8 protein-coding genes are annotated in these 19,183 nt (G+C 44.0%); 2 read left to right on the top strand and 6 right to left on the bottom strand.

The features are described 5' to 3' along the window. Positions 1–34: 34 nt before the first annotated feature. A complete protein-coding gene (locus NQ546_RS04995; RefSeq protein WP_004288920.1) occupies positions 35–3,259 on the bottom strand; it encodes a glycoside hydrolase family 2 TIM barrel-domain containing protein in 3,225 nt (1,074 codons plus the stop codon). A 173-nt stretch (positions 3,260–3,432) separates the two neighbouring features. Between NQ546_RS04995 and NQ546_RS04990 the strand changes: the two genes are divergently transcribed. Both NQ546_RS04990 and NQ546_RS04985 read left to right on the top strand, forming a co-directional pair. After that, positions 3,433–3,693, top strand: a complete 261-nt coding sequence (locus NQ546_RS04990; protein ID WP_004293444.1) for a hypothetical protein — start codon at positions 3,433–3,435, stop codon at positions 3,691–3,693. A gap of 6 nt (positions 3,694–3,699) precedes the next feature. Next, positions 3,700–5,052, top strand: a complete 1,353-nt coding sequence (locus tag NQ546_RS04985) for a glycoside hydrolase family 88/105 protein (RefSeq protein WP_004288917.1) — start codon at positions 3,700–3,702, stop codon at positions 5,050–5,052. 1,034 nt (positions 5,053–6,086) lie between these two features. Here NQ546_RS04985 and NQ546_RS04980 read toward each other — a convergent pair. The 5 genes from NQ546_RS04980 to NQ546_RS04960 all read right to left on the bottom strand — a co-directional run bounded on the left by NQ546_RS04980 (position 6,087) and on the right by NQ546_RS04960 (position 19,085). Further along, positions 6,087–6,650: an RNA polymerase sigma factor gene (locus NQ546_RS04980; protein WP_004288914.1), complete on the bottom strand. Its 564-nt coding sequence runs from the start codon at positions 6,648–6,650 to the stop codon at positions 6,087–6,089. A gap of 210 nt (positions 6,651–6,860) precedes the next feature. Next, complete coding sequence (locus NQ546_RS04975; protein WP_004288913.1) at positions 6,861–10,001, bottom strand: DUF6298 domain-containing protein; 3,141 nt, start codon at positions 9,999–10,001, stop codon at positions 6,861–6,863. 6 nt (positions 10,002–10,007) lie between these two features. Further along, positions 10,008–11,702 carry a polysaccharide lyase 1 gene (locus NQ546_RS04970; RefSeq protein ID WP_021939532.1) on the bottom strand — a complete coding sequence of 565 codons (1,695 nt, stop codon included), beginning with the start codon at positions 11,700–11,702 and terminating at the stop codon, positions 10,008–10,010. A 62-nt stretch (positions 11,703–11,764) separates the two neighbouring features. Then, entirely contained in the window at positions 11,765–16,141 is a 4,377-nt protein-coding gene (locus tag NQ546_RS04965) for a hybrid sensor histidine kinase/response regulator transcription factor (RefSeq protein ID WP_004288911.1), read from the bottom strand. A 313-nt stretch (positions 16,142–16,454) separates the two neighbouring features. Continuing rightward, on the bottom strand, positions 16,455–19,085 hold the full coding sequence (locus NQ546_RS04960; protein WP_004288910.1) for a glycoside hydrolase family 2 protein: 2,631 nt from the start codon (positions 19,083–19,085) through the stop codon (positions 16,455–16,457). Positions 19,086–19,183 lie beyond the last annotated feature (98 nt).

Genomic DNA, 19,183 nt, shown 5'->3' with positions numbered 1-19,183 from the left:
CCTGTCTTCATCCTCAATAGGCTAATTTATCAGGTCAAAGCGGACTGATGCGCACACGCAACCTATGTTCCTTTTTTTTCTCAATGACATATTTCTTGAGCACTCCCGGCCCGCAGCTACTATTCCCTAACCCCAGCACAGCCGCATCAATGCTGACAACTACCTGTTTACGGGGAACCAACTCACAATCATGCGTTGCCCCGGCAAGATCTTCGGCCGTATAAGGCAGTGCCGAGAAAGAAAAAGGAGTGTCGATTGCACTGATACGTATACCATGCCCTCTATGGTCGGTCAAGCGGAGATCCGTCACCTCCTCATGGTTCCCTCCATCCTGAGGACGAGGGTAAGGAGTATACTGTTCTTCCAAAGTACTTTCCCAACGGCCAATGTAAGTAGCTTCCTTACGATCCGGATAACTTTCTATCGGTCCTCTGCCATACCAACTGATATTTCCATACTGTTCGCCAAGCATAAAGTTGAGCCCCAAACGAGGCAGTTCCGGAAGTTCTCCTTCAAAACGATAATTTTGCTCTATATCCACAGTACCGTCAGTATAGGTGAGGTAATCCGTCGTCACCACAATGGCACCTTTCTCATAGCAGTATTTCTCTACTTTATATTGATGGGGGATTCCGTCAGCCCTCATCGTGTCACGCAAAGGAACAATGTTTTCCACAACAGGAGCATTCAAACGATGATTCTTCCAATCCTTAGCCAACCAGTTACCGAAACTTTTATCATTATCAGTAGGTGCACGGAAAGCCTGCATACGCAGACCAGACAACATACCAAGTACATCATGGCGCGGACTTTCACCAATAGCAAGCGGTTTCAACGGACGCCGGTCAGTCATGGCCATCATTGCTTCATTCAGAGCAAAACGAAAAGCCGCCACTTCATGTCCGGCTTTTGCCCAAAGCTCGTCTTTGCGCAATACCAGCCGCACATGCAAACGGACATCAGCTTCCGTATCAATCCTAAAATCAGGCAACGCCACATCGGTTGCCTGCCCAGGAGCTACTTCGGGCAGAATTATTTCACCCTGTCTTGCAGAACGTCCGTTTTTCAATAATGTATAAAGACAGCGGTAATTCTCCAAACCTACATGATGATGCCGGTTAGTCACTGTAAGGCGAGAACCTTTAAGCACTTCCTTCTCCACCTTTCCCCGGATAATTCCAAGAGATATCGGTGAATAAACCTGCTTTACTTCCCAATATTTCGGTGTAGTTTCCCGGCCGCTGCGTACAATGCCATTAAAGCAAAATGCTTTCAGATTGGGCTTGTCGCCAAAGTCACCGCCATAAGCTACCATAGTGCGCCCGTCGGGCAGCTGCTTATAGATGCCTTGATCCACCCAATCCCAAATAAAACCGCCTAACATACGAGGGTGACTATATATCTCATTCCAATATTCCTGAAAATTACCAAGCGCATTGCCCATACTATGAGCATACTCACTTGTCATTACGGGACGATTGTCATTGTCACGCTCGGCAATCTCAAGCAACCGTTCCCAACGGGCATTCTCCGCACGTTCCTTATCTTCACCTTCGGGAATACCGGGATTAAGATAGTCCTGTTTCAACCGGGTATAAAAACGGCTGATCACATCAACAGTCACCGGATCGGGAGCGCCATCCACCCCCTGCGCCCCTTCATAATGAACCGGACGGGTGGGATCGAAGTCGTGCAGCCAAGCGGAAATAGCAGCAAAGTTAGGACCGTACCCACTCTCATTACCCATACTCCACATCACAACTGATGCATAATTTTTATCACGTTCGGCCATGCGTACGGCCCGATCCATGAAAGCGGCATGCCAATCGGGCGTACTCGCCAAAGTACCGCGAAGCCCATGTTCTTCAATATCAGCTTCGTCCATCACATAAAGCCCGATACTGTCGCACAGCTCATACCAACGTGTCACATTAGGATAATGGCTGGTGCGTACAGCATTGATATTGGCTTGTTTCATCAGAAGAATATCTTGCAGCATCGTCTGTTCATCCATCACTCTGGCATTGACCGGATGATGTTCATGACGGTTTACTCCCCGAAAGCGGATAGGAGCGCCGTTGACCAACATCTGCCCGTTTTTAATTTCGACAATCCGAAATCCTACCCGCTGTTCTATCTGTTGCACAACCTCTCCCTTCTCATTCATCAGCGTAAGATGAAGTTTATAAAGATTAGGTGTCTCGGACGTCCAGCGGTGAGGGGACTTAACAATAGCCTGCATGCGCCCCATTCTGCGAGGACCGCGCTGGGGATACCACAAATTCATACGTGAAGCCTTATGCTCCAAATCGAGGACCTCCGGCACATCAACTTCAAGGCCGAATACCTGCCTACCTTCCAGATCGGTCATCTCCACAACATTACCTTGCATATCCTTCAGTTCAGCTTTTGCCCGGTAACCTACGCCAAGTTCCCCTTGCCGTACAACAAACGCAGGATCCACCTGTAATATAAAATCATCATAGCAGCCCGGCTTGGCAGGCAACGTGCGTACAGTATAATCCCGAAAAGCCACTTTATGTGTATGAATCAGCGTAATGTCGCGATGAATTCCACCAAAACGCCAAAAATCCTGGTCTTCAAGGTAAGACCCGTCACTATAACGGTACACCTCTAAGGCTATTTGATTTTGTCCTTTCTGGAGATAACGGGTAACATTAAACTCACTTGCCTCCATGCTGCCCTGGCTATACCCCACCTTCTCACCGTTAATCCATACGTAGAAAGCACTCATCACGCCGTCAAAGCGTAACAACACTTCTCCATCCCCTTCCCAATGGGCCGGCAATGTAAACGTCCTGCGATACTGGCCGACAGGATTACGTTCCTTATAGGTAGTATAATCTTCCTTAGGAGTACCCATCACACGAGGTGGGTCAATACGGAAAGGATAGCCTGCCGACACATAAATGGGAGTACCGTATCCACGATTTTCCCAATTGGAAGGCACTAAGAAATCCTCCCACCCCGAATCATCGAATTCCGTCCGGTAAAAGTCAAAGACACGTTCGTCAGGCACCGGAGTCCAGCGAAATTTCCACTCTCCGTTAAGGGAATAACTACTGTCGCCTACCTTCTGCCGATAAGGGACAAAAGCAGCACGAGCAGGTAACCGATTTATGTGCAGCACATGATGATTCTCCCAGTCATGAGAGAAATTATCAGCTTTCACAACCTGAGATACGGCCGGCGCACTCAATAAAAAAAGAGAAATAAAGAATATGTTCATTTTCATCATACCATTATCCAATAAATATACCTATAAAAAAGACGGATACACAGCACTTCTGTACCCGCCATACAAGCAAGAATGTTATAAGTTGTCAACCTCGCCTATCAACATGAGTACAACAATTATTTTCGACCGTCATTATGTGTAAATTTGCATATTTAGTTAAACAAAGAAAGACAATGGTATTAGGAAGCGTAGCAGATTTGCTGACGGATGACATCTTTTTGGAGAAGATTCTCGGTAATTATCCGCAACCATCTATCGACATAGAGCAATGGTTGCGGAACAATTACGGAGATTCCTTGGAAGAAGCTTTTGCTGCCAAAACTATCTTGGAGGGATTGGACCGGGAAGCACCCTTGATGACCAAGCAAGAACAGCTTGAAGTCAAGGAGGACATAGCTTATTCTCTGAAACTATACGATTTACATGGCAGATAATAATATATGAAACATCACTATTTATGGCCGATACTGCTCCTGATAAGCTGCAGTCCGGCTAAAAAAGAAAAGTGCGAACCGATCTACTCGCAAATGATGGTAGAGACACACGGCTTAGGCGATTTTTACTGCAACAGACACCATCAGGCCAAACTCGACACAACCGGCTGGGATTATGTATCAGGCTTAGTCGCACATTCAGTTCTGAAAGCCTGGAGTGCCTATCCGGAAAAGAAAGCCTATTATGATGCCGTCAAAGCGTTTGCGGACAACAGCCTCAATGAAGACGGCACTTTCATTCACAATAAGAAAGGTAAAGGCGCCCTGCGTCCCAGTAACATTGACGATTTGCCCGCAGGAAATATCTTCTTCGGACTTTATGAAGAAGAAATGCGGCAGGGAGATACTTTGGAAGCGAGCAAATACAAGACTGCCGCCACTCTCATACGCAACCGGCTGAAGTATGATCATAGCCGCATCAAAGCACCGCTTCCGGGTGCCGGCTGCTTTTTCCACAAGGCTGTATACCCCAATCAAGTATGGTTGGACGGGCTTTTCATGGGCTCACCCATCTACGCGCAATGGCAAGCCAAGTTTGGGAAAGAGGACACGAAGGACAACAACGAAAGCTGGAGTGACATAGCACTGCAATTTAAAACAATTCACCAATACTCATACAATGCCGAAAAGCAGCTGAACTATCATGCCTGGACTGCAACTCCCGAAGATGAAAATTCTTTCTGGGCCCAACAGGACGGCAAGTTCAAAGGATGCAGCCCCGAATTTTGGGCAAGAAGTATGGGCTGGTACATAGCCGCCCTGGTAGATGTATTGGAGTTTATGCCGCGCGAACATGCAGACTATCCGGCGATGCACCGAATTCTGAATGAAGTAGCAGCCGGACTGAAGCGTTGGCAGGATCCGAAAAGCGGTGTATGGTATCAACTGCTACAATACGACCACTCAATGGCAGCCGACGGAAAAGGTGATACCATAAGCGGCAAAGTATATAATGTAGGCACGCAACCCAATTACCTGGAATCTTCCGCTTCGGCAATCTTTACTTATGCCTTTTTGAAAGGCATACGCTTGGGTCTGCTTGACAAAGATGAATATCTCCCCGTAGCAGAAAAGGCCTACAACGGAATATTGAAGCAGTTTGTGCGTCAAGAGGGCAACAAAACACATATCATCCAAGTATGCGCTTCAGCTGGCTTAGGTCCTAAAAACAGTCCTTCACGCACAGGTACAATAAACTACTATTTGGCAGGCAAGGATGTCACTATCACTGAGAATGAGGGAAAAGCCATCGGTTCATTTATAATGGCATCAGTGGAATGGGAGTTAATGAAGAGATAAAATTATAGAAAGCTATCGTTTCTTATCTGATAAAGACAATGGAAGGCGTTCCCAGCTATACTTGTTTTCTGGAAATGAAACGAAATCCATTAATTTTACATTGAGAGGACGGATAATTTTCAGCCATATACCGAACCTCATTCGGTCGTATACTGGCTCACCTGCAAAAGTATTGTGGGCTCATTCGATGTTTAAACCTACATCTCCAATAAATAACTGTTCACAATTAATTCATATCAGGAACTAAATGGGCTCGTTTCTTTGCGGTGAAAAGATTCATAACCGCAGGAAGAGAGCCCGAACCTATGTCCTAAATATCATTTTCCCGGCTGTATTATATCGAAAAGATACCGGATAAATGTAGCTGCACTTCAACAAAAGCCTTGTTTTCCAATTGCGGGCTGTAGGGTTTCCACCTGCGGGCTGCACAGCCCGCAATAGGCAACCGCCCGGTTCGCAATTGGAAAACGGAGTTTATCAAGGTACATAGCGGTATTACATCTGCTTGAAAAGTATAAAAGCAACCGGATAAAAGTACATTTATCTTGTATGTTTGGGATGAAAAGCAAAGGAATGAGTGCTTTTATCCCCTAATGCGGGCTAATTTCAGCAAGATACGGAGAGACAGGAGATTGCTGACAAAAGCATCAGATTATAAATAAGTTATGTGGCAGGGAACCTCAAAAGAGGAAGCATTTAAGGTGATGACAAACGTTTGTCGTCACCTTGTCATCACCCATGTCGTTGCTCCTGTATCCTTCTCTGGTAAAGGGATAAAGACATATTGTGTTGAGTGATGACAGAATCTCTGTTTTTCTTCATTGTTTTATGGTTGAAGATATAGCTTTAAGCATCGAATGAAACCACATACTTTTACGGGTGAACCCGTATACTGAATGCCATTCAATCGTATACTGAATTACCCCTCTCCTGAAAGTACTCTGGGCAGGAATAGGCTGCACCGGACTGGCGGTGTAAAAAGAAGACAAATGAGGTTGTAAGAATGAGATAACCGGACGAACAATACAACGAGATCAGACAGCCATTGCCAATTCACGCAAACGATTCAAGCTTCGACACACAAGGTTTCTGACAGACTGGTAATTCATGTCCATAATCACGCAAATATCCTCGTATTTCTTTTCTTCCATATAATATAAGGTAATAGCTTGGCGCTGACGCTTAGAAAGCTGACGCAGCAATGACTCAACCTTCACACTCTGAAAAAACTCAGCTTCATGACGCAAGTAATCCTCCTCTACATCGGCGTCTTCAGCCACACGTTGAAGACTGTCCACCTGGACATCGCTGCCGAATACCAAACGACGCAACTCGTCACATATCCGGTTTTTGAGAGAGATAAAAAGATAAGAACGGAAATTAACTACTTCACTCAGTTCTTCACGCTTAACATAAATCTTAACAAATACGTCATGTATACAATCCTTAAGTAACTCGCGATCCGTTGTCAAACGCAAGCCAAAATTAAAGAGTTGATTGACATACATATCATAAAGTTGCGCGAAAGATTTGTGATCCCCCTGTTGCGTGCGGGCTACCAACAATCGGGTTTGTTCTATAAAATCTGAGTTCGTCATAGCTGTTATTTATAGGTTGATATTCTGGTCTGGTAATTCCCCATTCCAATGATGCAAATATAAACAGCCCTATAACAGAAGAACGGTAATAATTCGTCTATAATAAGAAAATACAGATAACGCAAAGAAATTACATACAAAAAACAATTATTACCATAACAAAGAAAGGGAGCCTGCCTCAGACTCCCCTTCCACTATATAAAACATTGGCTACAACCGGTGCAACCAATAAACGCACTCCTCTTGAGAAGCAGCAGGAACTTCACATTGTCCACTGATTCTCAACCTATTATCAATAACAAGTTCTTCACCACTCTCTACATTCACTTGTTTCAGCATGTATTTACCTGCCGCCACAGGAATGGTAAATTTTGATTTTGAATGGGAATATATGATAATATCCGTATCAGATTTTACCATTTCGTAAACATCGCCCGCCTTTCGTTCCATTGGAACAGTCCGGGCAAACGCTTGCAACAACTCTTCACTCACACCTTTTATTTGCGGACAAGAACCACCGGCCATAGCTACTGCCCATGCCATTGCCGGATAGTTTTGCGCATAATAAGTCACAGCCTTTTCAGGATAGCGAAGCCGATACTCGCTTACGGCGCGATAAGCCTCGGCATAAGTCACCTTTCCCACTCTCATTTTACGGGCATGCTGGCGAGGCGCCAAATTCACTCCACCTTTAGGAGCATATAGCTCTTTTGTATTGTAATGCCAATAACGTATGTCAATAATATCAACAATCTTACTACGCACCGGATCATCCAATATAGCATCTTGCACATCTTTTGTAGCACTCAGTGCCACGAGAGCGTCCTTACCGGTTTCAGCCTCCCATTCCGCAATTACGTCAATCCAAAACTGCACAAAATGAAGCGGACCCGTATATTCGCTACTGACAAGCTGAACTACATTAGGTAAGTCTGCCAACTCATTCAAACACGTACGAATATACTGGCGATGAAGCTGGCGGCGCACAGGATGAGTCACATCATAAAACATGTCTGCTACAAAGATCCGCTTATCACCGGCAAAATTGACAGGTTCTGCAAAACCTGTATTATTGATATTATTGGCACTACGCCAAGGGCTATCTACCCAATGCGCGCCTGCTTCCAATATGTTGTGCTGAAAGTAATTCTCGTGGTAGAGCAACACTCCTTGTTCAGCACCTTTCTCGGCAAACTGTCGCAAACGGCTCCAATACCAACGGTTAGGACGGGTCAGATCATACTTAGTCAATCCATCCCAAGCTTTTCCTTGCCCGCTACGCGCAAAAGGCTGTTCATAGAAAGGAGCCCATGAATCAGCGTTCCGACGCCGGATACGTTCATGATCATCCCGACGGCGGTCGAGCCAAAGACCATAATTGTGATCGAGTACAACCAGATTGTTGCGTTTCATATAATTGACAGTAGAGTCTATACGGTCCGTATAAGCAAAGCCTTCACGCCCGGGGACAAAACGGGTCACATGAGGCTTATAGCTATGAATACGGTTCTCCTTGAGCCACCCATTCCACCATTGCACATCAAGTTTGCCACCTGCAAGAAGAGCGCCGTTCACCGATAAGACTCCCTTATTCAATGCAAACTGAGGAACATCCTGTGTTTTCTCCGGACGATTCTGCTGCGGATGCAGATTCTTAATCTGTTTTATATGAGCAGGCTTCAAAGCATCTATCGTCATTAGTCCTGCAGACGACACAGAAGCTGTATAAGGAGCCTTCTCTATCCAAGAACGCAAAGTAAGCAAAGGAGCATAGGCCTCGCGAGCCAACTGCATAGCCTTTTCGACAGTGGGACTGCTACTGGCATTTACGGCACGCGGCAGAATACGCGCCTGACATTCGAGTTGGTTTGGTTCCATTTCACCCATATCGCCCATTTGCATACGTTCCTGCAACTGCGCATAGAACAGACTGCGAGGGGACACATGATTATTGGATTCGCCCCACTCACCATTACCTTTGAAAGCAGACCAACAACCATAAGCATAATTACGGGCATCGACAGCAGGCGAATAGCACTCAATTTCGGCGGCTGTGCATTGCCAAAACATACTGTTCGAAGCATTCCAGCCCAGTCCATACATGTCTTGTCCATGATTACTGAAAGAGAGCATGTGTCCGTCTATATCTACCACATCAAAAAGCAGTCCGCAAGCCCAAGAGCCCACCGAACCGCTGAACCCTAATGCCTCAGACGCCTCACACTGTACAAATGCATTCGGTCCGGCTGCCAAAGCACCTGCAGAAAAATCATGAATACCTTTCGATGAAAAGCATCGCTGAAAGAGAGTCTGTTGACCGCGCGTATGGAATGTCCAGCGGCGATGTCCCGCTATCTCACTGACAGGTTCCGTAGATACACAATCTTCTACTGTTACCTTTGAGGTCGTTTTCTGCAACACCACCGCACTACCGGCCAAATGACGGAAACTTAAACGGCGCACCCAACAATTAGTAGCATTATCCATATAAACGCCTTCCCAACAATGATCTTCATCCATAGGATAACAAGTGTCGTAGTCAGAATCTATCGTAAGATTCTCCACACCAATGCGTTCAATGCGCCCTTTCCACTCATACCGCAATAAGAGAGGCGCCCCCAGTTGCTTGTCAATTGCCATTGTCAACGGCGCATCGAGCGTGACTTCCATTCCATTTACATCAGCTACGGTACGCATCCAACGAAGATCAATGTCACCGGGTTTCCAGCCAAGATAACCAAGTCCGCCACCGAAATGATCACAATCCAGTAAATCAATCCACGCTTTGGTTGAAGGACGATAAACCATAATCTCTTCACCCTGTTCCACTTTACCGTTCACTGCAATTTTGGTACTATTGCACGCCAGATAGTCATTGGTTATCTGGAGCGTATCGGTAATCAGAAGATCGTTATTCCCCTCTACATAAATAGCGGCGCCACGATCTGTCCCCATTTTTTTGAGTATAGTCCTGTCGCGATGAATCCCGCGAAGGACTACCCCGGAAGTAGTTAGACGCAATGGCTGATGTAAACAGAAAGTACCTTCATCCAAAAGTACCGCTCCTCTGAATCCCTGCGCATCAGGTTTCAGAATAGAAACATAGTCGATTGCCTGCTGAATACGGGCGGAACAGTCACCTTCCTGCCAAGATACAAAAACCCGGTTTTCCACATCGGGAATAGGCTTATTGCTGTTCTCATAACCACACGAAGAATAGTCGGGAATACGATTTCCCTGTTTATCTGCATGGTAGGTTATTTTTCCCTCTTTTACAGAAAGAGGAAACTGCTGCGCCCTCACTGAGAGCGAAGCAGTTAACAATAAGGTTAGAAAAAAAAGTCTGTTCATAACATCTTAAAAAAGTTTCTTTTTACCTTCAAGCGTATCATGATTGTTCTTCAAATCAGTCCAATCAATTTTCTTTGTGGGATCAATGCCGTTAATGTATTTCTCAATATTATTGTAGCCGTCACCATTTATATCCTGTATAGCATCAGAAGCATCATTGGGATTGAGTCCATATTTCTCTTCCCAAGCATCAGGCATTCCATCACCATCGGTATCAAGTACAGGAGTACCCTTGTACTCAGGCAGACCACCAACTTGACGGGGATCCGTAATGATGCCTTTCTTATAGGAATCAACCGGCAAGCGCCGCTTCACTGTCGTTGGCACGAATTCATAATTGGCAGCATCTTTAGCATAAATAGCTTTACCGGTTTTTACGCTTTTCACCATACGGTGATCTACGGCATCACGTTTTGGGAAAGTGGCCCCAACATGGCTCAGCACATAATTATAGGCTTTTTTCGCATCCATTATAGTTACATGAGGCATATCAAACGGCTTGTCCATCTTAATCTTAGCCAGTGTTTCTTCCATCTTATCTTCAGATACCGGAGGCTGTACGCCGCCATCCCAGTTATCTGCTGTCACACGCTTGTTCCCATGGACAATATTGCCATTCACATAAGCTTTTCCATACACATCTTTAAACTCTTTGGCACGTCCCGCTTCCGGCTTCACAATACGATAGCTGATAGGCTTATCAAGCGGAGTTATGGGACCCGGCTTAAAGTTATTATTGATGATATTGAGCAAACTCTTGTTATCACCACCGTCAATAGAACGATTCCACCAGTTATAGGTGATATTATTAACAAAGTTAAAGTCACCATCCATACCGATCGAGCAATTCCGGCTGATATTCGAAGCAAAGAGATTACGACAGAACATGCTGTTATGACCGCCGATCGTTGCACCGAACGCATGATTATAACAATCAAGCGCTTCAGTAAACATAGAGTTCTGAATTGTGATGTTCACAGTAGGCAGTTTAGTGTATCCCCCATCTGCCCTGCGATCGTACACATGACGATAGAGCGACATATTCTCATCCAATCCCCAACTGGCAGAGACATGGTCTATGATAACATTGCCCACGCAATTACCACCTAAGGCATCGTCCCGGAACAGTACATCCTGTTCCCCACGCCGGAAACGCATATGACGGATAATAATATCATGTGTATCAAGCAGGAAAGAAGCCCCTGTCACACAGATACCGTCTCCGGGAGCTGTCTGTCCGGCAATGGTTATATAAGGGGCACGCACATTAATAGGTGACTCCAATTTGATCACACCAGCCACATTAAACACAACAATACGGGCACCACCTGTTTCACAAGCTTCGCGCAATGTGCCCGGCCCGCGATCAGCTAAAGAAGTTACAACAATTACCTTGCCGCCACGTCCGCCGGGCGTATAGGCACCGCCTCCTTCCGCTCCGGGAAAAGCCGGAATCTTAGCTTGCTTCAAGTCGGAAGGTTTACTTGCCCAAGGAACGTAAGGACGCCCTTTAGCTGCCTCTGACATTACAACCGGTAAAGCGCGTTGCCAAGCCTCGTCAGAAAGACGATTTATCTCGGCTTGTATTCTTTCGCCACGCGCTTTTTCAGCAGCAGGAATTGTGGGATATTGAGCCCAGGCAGATGCTGCACTTACTACAAAAACCACCGTACATAAAGTACGTGTTAGTGAATTCTTCATGTCTATTAATATTTTATATCTAAGCTGACAAGAAGACGTTTGAGAGGAATACTTTGTACTCTTTATTTCTTTCCCCGATATGCATTTATATATTCACGCGGAGTCTGGTTGTACTTTTTACGGAAACATTTGCTAAAATAACCGGAATCATTGAATCCCACAGCAAAAGCTATTTCGGAGATAGATAAATCTGTCTTCTTAATAAGTTCGACAGATTTGTTTAACCGTATCTCTTTCACCCAATCCACCGGAGCCAACCCCGTAAGGCTCTTGAGTTTCTTAAAGAAAGCAGAGCGGCTCAAACCGACAGATGCTGCTATGGTGTCGATATTGAAATCACTGTTTTCCATATTGTCCTCAACCACTTGATGAATCTTCTCTATAAAATCCAAATCTTTCTTTTCCAAATAACCTGCATAATTATCCGAAAGCTCGACTTTATCATTCATCTCCCCATTATCACCACACATTTGCTCGCGGAACCGCTTACGTTCACCTAATAGCTGTTCAATACGTACAACCAGATAATCCTTACTGAAAGGCTTCACAATATAAGCATTAGCCCCTTGGGATATAGCTTGTATCTTGCTATCCTCATCTCCCTTTGCAGTAAGCATAATCACCGGTATGTGACTTATTTGAAAATCGCCACGAATACGTTTAAGCATTTCCATACCGTCCATGCAAGGCATCATTTGGTCGGTCACCACGACATCAGGATGATGAAAGTTCACCATCTTGAGTCCCTCCACTCCATCATGTGCCAAATGAATATTAAACCTATCCTCAAGCTGCAACTTCAACATATTACACAAATCAACATTATCATCCACTACAAGCACGCTAGGCAATAAAGAAGCATCACCGTTCTTTTCATCAGCCACCCGTTCATTACAGTCAGGCACTTCCTTTACAACCTGTTCATCCAAATAAAAATCCACCTCATTCTCCTTGTACTGTTCTTTGCCCAATAGCAGCCATACCGTAAATTGTGCACCTTGCTTACCATTGGCGGCAAATATCTCGCCATGATGCAATTCTACAATTTCTTTCGAAAGAGCCAGCCCGATACCGGTACCTTGATAATAAGCTCCTTTTGCATTATCAGCCTGTGAGAAACGACCAAATATTTCGGTCAGTTTATTTTGAGGAATTCCTACTCCAGTGTCTTCCACACGAATAAAACAATGTTTACCATCTTCTGCTAAACCGGAAACAATCCTAATTGAACCCCCGGAGGAAGTAAACTTAAAAGCATTCGAGAGTAAGTTACGTACCACAGTTCCTAATCTCTCCTTATCGCCCCATACCATAAGTTCCTCTACTTCCGGACAAAATTGTAAATTTATCGCCTTTTCTTCTGCCATTATCATAAACTCCTTTTCGAAAAAAGCAAGTAGTTCGGTAAGATTGAAGCATGAAACATGCAGGCGCATCTTTCCATTCTGGATCTTGCGGAAATCAAGAATCTGATTTACCAACTTCAACATGTGCAAAGTATTCTTTTCCATCAACTCCACATACTTTTTCCCTTTGACAGACAGTGCCTCTGTTTTCAGTTCCTGTATGGGACCTTGTATCAGTGTGAGTGGCGTACGCAACTCGTGCGACACATTGGTGAAAAAACGTATTTTCAATTCCGACAAACGCTGGTCAATATACACATTATTTCTCATCCGTATCAGAAATACGGAGAGGCGGATGCCCATATAGAGAACTCCCGCACCCAATAAAACATAGATGACGTAAGCCCACCAAGTGGCCCACCAAGGAGGACGAATGATCACCCGCATTTTACACTCCGAAAAAGAGTCAACGCCATTATCATCCATCGCTTGTACCCTGAATACATAATTGCCCGAAGGAACATTCGTATACGAAGCAAGACGATTAACGCCATTAAAATGCCATTGCTCCTCATAGCCTTCCAGAATATAACGATAACTGATGCTATTACGGTCTACATAACTCAGTGTTACAAATTCGAAAGAAAACATTGACTGATCATGGTTAAGCTTTATTTCATCAACATAAGAAATAGAACGGTCTACAATCGAAGGATTGTCTACCAAGCGAATATCCTGATTTCCTATTTGACAATTAACAATGAATGTTTTACTGGTTCTATCCACTTCCTTCAATTCATCAGGATGAAAAATAATGATTCCTTTTGTTCCCCCCATCCAGATTTCACCGGTCGGAGTACACACGCCTCCTTCCTCTAGTTCAAAGTCAGGAAAGCCATCATAATGGGTATAAGTACGAAAGTTACCGGTTTGCCGATCAAAACAAACGACCCCTAATTTCGTCCCTAACCATAACATACCATGCCTATCTTCTATAATGGAAGTAATTACTTCATTTTTCAAGTTTCCCACAAGTTCATAAGCAACAAATTCCGGTTCATGTTTCTCTTCATCATAACCTACCAACTTATTCAATCCTCCACCAAAGACACTGGCCCATACAGTATCCTTACTGTCTTTATATAGTTGGCATACATCACTATCAGCATAAGCCCTCCGCATTCTGCCACGATAAGCTTCAAATTTAATATCCGACACATTGCTGAAATTGCCATCGAAAGAGATCAGCCCATCCATCGTACCGACCCACATACGTCCCTCCTTATCTTCTACAATATTGCGCACCTCCATAGGGAGCCCATAAGCAGAATAGTTTATGAATCCGTTCCGATCATTAAAAAAAGTAATGCTCCCGCCCTGTTCATGCAACAGGTTAAGACCACCGTCAAGTGTACATACCCAAATACGTTTATGGCTATCTTGATAGGTATAATAGATTTTGTCTCCGCTAAGCGAAGTATTGTCAGAGGGATTATGTTTGAACCGCTGGAAACGATAGCCATATTTCGCTTTGACATCAGGCGTCAACTTTACCAAGCCATCGCCCTTAGTAGCAAACCAAAGATTTCCTTTATCATCCTCCATTACATGATAAACTGCTCCAAAAAGCTCTTCATAGGCAGGATAAGTCTGCACCAAATACCCTTTTGAATCAAACCGGAATACATCCTTCATACGATTTCCGACCCAAATATCTCCATTACGGCTCTGAAAACAAGCACGTACGCCTGCATCATCTTTTCCCGCCGCCTTATTTGTTACAGGCAAGACAAGGGTACGAAACTGCTTTTTAGGGAAATAGACATGATAAACGCCCTTTTCTGTTGACGAAAGCCATACAGTACCCTCATCGTCTATAAAGAAATGAAAAAAAAGTTGATTTGGCGAAACATCCATGATAGACTTTATCTGATTGATAGAACACATTGTCAAATTGTCCCTATCAAAAAAAAGGGCTTCGCCTGCCGGTGAAAGAAACAGAACGCCCTGCTCACCGGCATCTTCAACGATAAAAGACGTTATTTTACCGGATACCGAAAAAGGATATCTGCGCGACTTATTAGTCACAGGATCATAATAAACAACAGCCCGTTCGTTTTCATGAAACCATAGTTTATTATAACTATCAATAAACGAATGGCTAACTAATCGTTCATTAACGTCCACATTAATTTTTTTCGACTTTCGTTTATCAGGAGAATATTCAAAAACTCCCTTATTTGCAACCGACACATATAGCGCCTTTGCCGATGTAGTCAATATATCAGTCACCGCCCCCATATTCTGAGGTATATAATGCCGGGTTACATTACCCTTCTCACTGTCTATACAATAAAAATAGCCGTCACTGGTACCCAACCACATCAGTTTGTCCTGAATGACACTGGATGAAAAGTTACTTCCCGAATTAAGCTTCACTTGATTCAGAAAGAAGTCAGCAGGTTTTCCCTTCAAAGCCTCTCCTTTAGGAAGAACATTTATCTTATAATCTACACCGATCCAACCAATATACGCATTATTTTCAAAAAACAGATTGCTCTTCAACATATAGTTGGAAGAGTCAATATAATCTTTAGCTTCAAAAAGTAACTCAATCTGTACCTTTCCCTGCTCATCTACCCGGGCCAGAAAAAGATTCTTATCTTTGGTAAGTAATAACACATAGTCATCAAAAGCCCGTTGCAGTTTAATAACCTGAACATTTGCCACAAACCTTTTAATATTGCCATAGACTGCCTTAAAACATTCTTTCTTTTTATCAAAAAGATAGAGTTTATGGTCGATAGTCTTTATCCAAATGAAGCCTTTGGCATCATCAATGATATATTGTATCTTCCGAGGAGGCACATCATGATCCAATTGGTAATGGTTATATGTAAGTACCTTTTCTCCATCAAAGCGACATAATCCGTACCAGGTGGCAAACCACATAAAACCATCAGAATCTTTCTCTGTCATGCTAACCATATTATTAAGCAGCCCCTGATTTTTCGAATAGTGTTCCACTATAACATTTTGTGCTACAAGTAAACATGACAAAAGCGACAGAAAAAGAGTTAACAAATATTTCATAATATTAGATCTCCAATGAATGTTAAACAAGGTAATTCTTCTAATACAAAGATAAAGTTCATTTGTCCCTCTTAAAAACGGCTTTGACTTAGGGAAAATCAATTCTCAAAATTTTTATCTTTGCAAAAAACTCAAGAGAACGTAAACTGACTGTAACAACGACCATCTACAAGCTTCTTGCATTTCCAGACGTTAAGTGCAAAAATACAAAAAGAATCCGAAAGTAAAAATCATAAGGTTTACAAAGTTACTTACAAGGCAAAAAGTGCCACATCAGCGACTTGCCATGTGGCACTTTTTAAAGAGTATAAAACTATTTTCCTATACCAAATTCCGTCTGTTGCTTTTCCACTTCATCCAACATTTGTTTCTTTTCCTCTTCAGAGAATCTACGGCTATTAACTGAATCCTGTTCATGATCCGACACAACCCGTTTTAGAACAGTATCCTGTTGCTGTTCTATATGACAGAATGGCAATTGGCAAGGAATGGATTCAAACTCTATTTCGGCTGATGCAGGAGCATGAGTTCCTTCAAATTGTACGCGAGCAGTCACCTTTACTTTACCGGCTTTACAAGTAGAACGCACCAGCAGAGGAGCTGTTCCGAACTCAACCGGACGAGGGTTGGCATGAATGGAAGCATCTCCAATTATTTCACCTTCGCCTTCAATGGAAAATACAATATTCTCCTTTGCCAACCGACGAACATTACCACTATCATCTGTCACTTCTGCTACTACAACAATAAAGTCTGAACCGTCCGCCACCAATTGCTTGCCTTCAGTATCCAACTTCAAACGCAGTTTAGTACTACGACGCGAAGGCATGCGCTTAGTTGTACATACTACTTTTCCGCCAATAATGCCTTCTGCCACCATATTCACCTTCTGCCAATTCTTTTGCTTATAGCTAAGCTCACGCGCTTCCCAAAAGTCCCACACATTCTTGAACACCAGAGGCGCATTGGGCATGTGCCCCTTGGCATGTACCACAGGCAGAACCCAACTCTTTGTACCATCATATACGGAAAGGCGGACAGAGTCGCAATTACTGAATACCACTACATCAGCATCACTGAAAGGTGACATCTCATGTGCGATATATACCATGGGGCCACTTTCAGCAGTCGGATGATTCAAGTGAGCCGGCGACTGACTGCGGAACATTTCATAAGCATATTTCGGTTGACGGAAAGCATCATAAATTCCGCCGAAATAGGGATCAGGATGATAACCACGCTGATGATCAAAAGGATGCCACTGTGCACCACCGATAAACTGTCCGGTAGTTCGATACATTTCATCATAGCTTTTAGCCAAAGAGAGAGCCTGCACTAACTGCGGACGTTCTCCCCAACCGCGGCAAGCACGATTGTTATTGTTGTGAGCATACCAATCATCCACATTCTCACCAAACTCACGAGTAAAAATACACTGTTTGGGACGGCCAGGCTTCTCATCATCACCCGGCCAGCCGTAAACCACGTCATAATGCTCGGCCACACCCGCTGAATGTACATCTGCAGCTGCTACCGGGCGACCTTCATAAGGATATTCATCTTTAGTTATCTTCAACGCTTCAAGAGCAAAATCAAGAGGATAAGACGTTTCATTCAAAATAGGCTCCCACATCAACACTGAAGGATGATTACGGTCGCGACGAATAATCTCACGCGTATTTCTGTGCACCAATTGAGCGAACTTAGGATCTTTGTTCCAGTACTGCCATCCTGGCGTAGCAACAATCACAAAAAGCCCCAATTCATCACAAGCATCCATAAAAGAAGGGTCTTGCGGATAATGGGCCGTACGAATAATAGTACAGCCGGCATCACGCAACCGCTTGGCATCGCGCCATTGTTGCGAATTGGGAAGTGCATTACCCACATAAGCAAAATCCTGATGCCGGTTAGCACCCACTAACTGCCCATAAGGTTTCCCATTTAAGATAAGTCCTTTCTCTGCATCAAAAACAAAAGAACGGATACCGATGCGCGTCACACCGCCATCCAGCAATATACCGCCATCCAATACGCGAGTCTGGACATGATATAGATAGGGCGTTTCCGGTGTCCAAAGTTTAGGCTTGCGCACCGCCAACCGCTGTTCCACTATTCCAACTTCACCGGCTTTCAGAGCAAGTTTACGACGTTTTTTTCCAACAATACGTTGGCCTGCATCAACTAATACAGTTTCTATTGTCACTGTACGATTCCTATTCTCTTTATTCTCCACTTCACTCTTCACTACCACTTCCGCATGTTGTTCACTGATATTTTCAGCATGGACAAATACGCCTCCACCCGCCACACGATTTGCCTCAACAGCATCGGTCAGCGCAGTACGCCCCTTACTAATCAACCATACATCACGATAAATTCCACCATGATAAGAAAAGTCGAGTGTATACTGAGGCTTTCCCGGTGGAAAAGTCTTATCATTACTGTTATCTACCATTACAGCAACCACACAAGTGTCTCCAGCAACAACTCCTTGATCGGTAAGGTTCAAGTTAAATGGAAGATAGCCTCCCTGATGTTCACCTACTTTATCTCCATTCAAATAAAGCACTTGTTTACCCATAGCGGCTTCAAAGTGAATTGACACATCCTTTCCTTCGGAAGCTTCAGGCACAACAAAACGTTTGCGATACCATGCTATCCCCTGATAATTACGACATCCACTGGCTTCAGAAGGCATTAACTGCACTGAATGTGGAATTGATACGACTTCCCACTGCAAATCATCAAAGACAGCAGCTTCAGCTCCTGCCACATCACCTCGATGAAATCGCCATCCTAAATTAAAATTATAAACTGTCCGTCCGCTTCCCCGACTCACTTGTTCGGGGAGAGGAAAGAATCCGGCTACCGAAACCGCAGTCTGCGACGAGACAGAGAGAGAAAGGAAGCCAAACAACAGCATAGAAAATATCTTCTTCATATTACCACATTCATTAATAAATATCTATAAGTTTCATTATTAATGACGATAGAGCCAAACATTTGTAACCGCCTTACATAATTTTCGCTACAAAACAC

It is taken from the genome of Bacteroides eggerthii (genome assembly GCF_025146565.1).
In the GTDB taxonomy this organism is placed as follows: Bacteria; Bacteroidota; Bacteroidia; order Bacteroidales; family Bacteroidaceae; genus Bacteroides; species Bacteroides eggerthii.
This window is presented reverse-complemented; position numbering and strand designations above follow the sequence as displayed.